This window comes from Frankia sp. AgKG'84/4 (assembly GCF_023242965.2).
Taxonomy (GTDB): Bacteria; Actinomycetota; Actinomycetes; order Frankiales; family Frankiaceae; genus Frankia.
On record NZ_JALKFU020000512.1, the window covers coordinates 1 to 3,957 of the forward strand.

The 3,957-nt window shown below is 73.8% G+C and carries 3 protein-coding genes; 2 read left to right on the forward strand and 1 reads right to left on the reverse strand.

The annotated features are described in order from the left end of the window. Positions 1-1,932: serine/threonine-protein kinase (locus MXD58_RS22270; protein WP_250609857.1), on the reverse strand; the 1,932-nt coding region annotated here is incomplete at its 3' end. Between the two features lie 131 nt (positions 1,933-2,063). Between MXD58_RS22270 and MXD58_RS22275 the strand changes: the two genes are divergently transcribed. Together MXD58_RS22275 and MXD58_RS22280 are read left to right on the forward strand one after the other, a co-directional pair. Next, entirely contained in the window at positions 2,064-2,540 is a 477-nt protein-coding gene (locus MXD58_RS22275; protein WP_374616496.1) for a cytidine deaminase, read from the forward strand. Next, positions 2,537-3,844, forward strand: coding sequence for a thymidine phosphorylase (locus MXD58_RS22280; RefSeq protein ID WP_248838433.1), 1,308 nt, complete (start codon positions 2,537-2,539; stop codon positions 3,842-3,844). The genes MXD58_RS22275 and MXD58_RS22280 overlap by 4 nt, the downstream gene beginning before the upstream one ends. The last annotated feature ends 113 nt before the right edge of the window (positions 3,845-3,957 follow it).

Genomic DNA, 3,957 nt, shown 5'->3' on the forward strand with positions numbered 1-3,957 from the left:
TGCCGCCGTACTTCCGCGTCGCGGCCACACCGTCGGCAGGCGCGGGTCCTGGCCGACGGGCCGTCCAGCGCACCGGATCCGTTCCGCCGACGGGGCCGGATCGCGAGCTGGCTCGGCGTGGACGGCCGCGGTCGGCGCGGGGTCGCAAACTTCGGGGACGGAAACTTCGGAGGCGGGATGTTCCGGGTCGATGTGCGGATCGATGTTCTCGGCGTCGGCGTCGGCGTCGGCGGGGCCGGACGTCGTGGCGGCCGGGCCCGCCTCGACGGTCGCGCCCGAGGTGGACCGGGTTGCCTGGTCGAACGGCGTCTGATCGAGGTGTGCCGCTGACATGCCCTGCTCCGGCAGCCGCGGGCCACCCGTGGGGAGCGCCTCGGTCGGCTGTTCTGCCACCGCCGCAGCGGCGCTGGAGGTGCCGGCACCGGCACCGGCGACGCGCAGGGCCGCGGCGGTGGCGAGGGTCGCCGTTGCGCCGATGACCGCGGCCTCCACGAGTGCGACCGACGCGATCGTCGAAGCGGCACCGGCCGGTACCGGGCATTCTCCGCCATCTGACCCGGCGTCTTCTTCCGGCGTTTTCGTGACTGCCGTCACTTCGACGGATTGCGGCGGCGCAGCGACGGGTGCGCCATGTTGTCTCGTTGATAGACGTTTATCGTCCGTGTTGTGCGTTGTTGCGATTCCCGTCGGTTCTGGCGGCGTATGCGCCGTGTTCATATCGTTCGTGGCTAGAGATTCCGGTTGACTGTCGCGCGTCGCCGCCTCAGCTGTCGCGGATGGTTTCCCCGGCAGAGCGGCGAGAGGCGGCGGGGGTGAATCGGCGCCGTCCGCGGGCGGGCTGTCCGTCGGCGACAGGACGGCGCTGTCCGTTCGCGCCGTCGATGTGGCTGCCGTCTGCTGCGGCGCGTGGACGGCGACCATCGGAGTAGTCGGTGATGCCAGCGGGGCGACCATCTCTGTCACCGCCGGGGACGGCGTCACCTCGGGTGAGGTCGGCGGGGGCGGGGCCGGCATCCGCAGGGGTCGGTCCGACCGGGAGCCGCGGGTCGTGCTGGCGCTGGACCGGGAGGAACGGTGATTGCCGGAGTGGTCGAGAATCTCGCGCAGCCGTCGTCGGACGAGTGACAGCGGCGGGCGGCTGGTCGACTGCGGCGCCATCAGGTCGTCGAGCAGGGGCGCGAGCGGGCCGGCGAGCCGGAAGGGCTGGCGCTGCCCCCGCATGAGGGCGCCGAGCACCGCGATGGGGTCCCCGCCGCCGAAGGGTGGGCTGCCCTCGACCGTGGTGAACAGGGTCGCGCCGAGCGCCCAGCGGTCACCACCGGCGCCGCCCGCGTCGCCGCGGGCCCGCTCGGGCGGCAGGTACGCGGGCGAACCGAGCACCATTCCGGTGCTGGTCAGGCGAGGATCGCCGTGGCTGACCGCGATGCCGAAGTCGGTCAGCCGGGCGCGGCCGTCCGGCGTGATCAGCACGTTGCTGGGCTTGACGTCCCGGTGCACGATGCCGAGGCGGTGCGCGGCCTCCAGCGCGTAGGCGAGGCTGATGCCGATGCGGCAGGTCTCGTCGACCGGGCGGGGGCCCTGGCCGGTGATGATCCGGGACAGGGCTCGTCCCTCGACGAACTCCATGATGATCCAGGGCAGGTCGCCGTCGTCGATGACGTCGAGGACGCTCACCGCGCCCGGATGCTGCAGTCGGCCGGCCGCGCGGGCCTCCCGCAGGACACGTTCGCGGGCCCGGTCTCGTTCGTCGGCGTTTCCGCTGATGGGGAGGCGGACCTCCTTGACGGCGACCACCCGCTGGAGCAGCTCGTCGGTGGCCCGGTGCACGACACCGAAGCCGCCGCGGCCGAGGACTCCGTCGAGCCGGTACCGTCCGCCGACGAGGGCCACGACCCGCTCCGGGCGGACGTTGTCCGGGGACTCGCTCGCCATCCCTTCGTCCTTCCGATCGCCAGTGGGCTCGTGTCCATGGGATCACATCGCGGCCCGCACGCGATCGTCGGGCATGCTGGCGACAGCGCTCGGCCAGACCCGGACGGCAGCGCCGGCTGGGGGTGCAGGACGTGGGACCAGGCGTGGGCGACGAGGTCTGGTCGCGGTTGCGGGCTGCGGCGACCCAGGTCGCGCACGGTGCCTACGCGCCGTACTCCGGTCTGCGGGTGGGTGCCGCCGCGCTGGTCGAGGGCACGGTGGACGCGCCGGGCGGGACGCCCGGCGGCGAACCCTGGATCGTCGTCGGCTGCAATGTCGAGAACGCCTCCTACGGGCTCACGCTGTGCGCCGAATGTGGACTGGTGTCAGCGCTGCACGCCCGGGGCGGCGGGCGGCTTGTCGCCTTCGTCTGCGTCGCCGCGGATGGGCGCACGCTGGCGCCCTGCGGCCGGTGCCGGCAGTTGCTGTACGAGCACGGCGGTGCGGACCTCCTGATCGCGACCGCGGCCGGGCCGCGGCGGCTGGGAGAACTCCTGCCCGGCGCGTTCGGCCCCGACGACCTGCCGGAGCCGGGTCCGGCACCCGACAGCGGGGATGGTGCGTCATGAGCGACGAGTTCGACGTCGTCGACCTGATCAGGGCCAAGCGGGACGGCCGGTCGCTGCCCGCGGCGGCCATCGACTGGCTCATCGCCGCCTACACCGGCGGGCGGGTCGCCGAGGAACAGATGTCCGCCTATCTGATGGCGGTCGTGTGGCGTGGGATGTCCCCGGATGAACTGGCCCGCTGGACCACCGCCATGATCGCCAGCGGGGACCGGCTGGACCTCGCCGACGTCGGCCGCCCGACCGTCGACAAGCACTCCACCGGCGGCGTCGGTGACAAGGTGTCCCTGGTGCTGGTGCCGCTCGTCGCGGCCTGCGGGGTCGCTGTGCCGCAGCTGTCCGGGCGCGGTCTCGGGCACACCGGCGGGACGCTGGACAAGATGGAGTCGATCCCTGGCTGGCGCGCCGACCTGCCGGTGGACCGGATGCGCCGCCAGCTCGCCGACATCGGCGCGGTGATCTGCGCCGCCGGCGCGGGCCTCGTGCCCGCAGACCGGCGGCTGTACGCGCTGCGCGACGTGACCGGCACGGTCGAGTCGATTCCGTTGATCGCCTCGTCCATCATGAGCAAGAAGATCGCCGAGGGTACCTCCGCGCTGGTGCTGGATGTGAAGGTCGGCACCGGGGCATTCATGAGCTCCCCGGAGGCCGCCCGCGAGCTGGCCCGGACCATGGTCGGCCTCGGCGCGGCGGCGGGCGTGCGGACCGAGGCGCTGCTGACGGCGATGGATCACCCGCTGGGGCGGACCGCCGGCAACGCGCTGGAGGTGACCGAGGCGGTCGACGCGCTGCGTGGTGGCGGCCCGGCGGATCTGGTCGAGGTGACGGTCGCACTCGCCCGGCTCATGGTCGGGCTCGCCGCCGAGCTCACCGGCCGCCCGGCCTCTGACCTGCGCGATCCGGCCGAGGTGTTGGCGGCGGGTGGCGCGTATCCGGTGTGGAGGGCCATGGTCGAGGCCCAGGGCGGTGATCCGGACGCGGAGCTGCCCCTGGCGCCGACGGTCGAGACCCTCCCTGCACCGGCGTCCGGGTTCCTGACCCGCCTGGACGCTCGCGGAGTCGGCTCCGCCGCATGGCGGCTGGGCGCGGGGCGCGCCCGCAAGGAGGACGCGGTCTCGGCGACGGCCGGGGTGCGCTGGCTGGCGGGGATCGGCGATCCCGTGCAGGCGGGCGAACCGCTGCTGGAACTGCACACCGACGACCCGGCCACCCTTCCCCGGGCACGGGCGGCACTCGCCGACGCGGTGGAGATCGGCCCGCGGCCGGCGCCGGCCAGGCCGCTCGTCCTCGAGCGCATCCAGGCCTGAACCGGGCGCGGGGGGGGGGGGGGCGGGCCCCGCGCCCCCCCCCCCCCCGCAAAGTTGGACCCCCGGCCAAAACTCCGGCGGGGGTCCGAGGACATAAAAAAACAAAAAACACC

Bases quoted from the DNA above. Each gene is read 5' to 3' on its own strand.
- MXD58_RS22280 (WP_248838433.1), top strand. From the start codon at position 2,537: ATGAGCGACGAGTTCGACGTCGTCGACCTGATCAGGGCCAAGCGGGAC.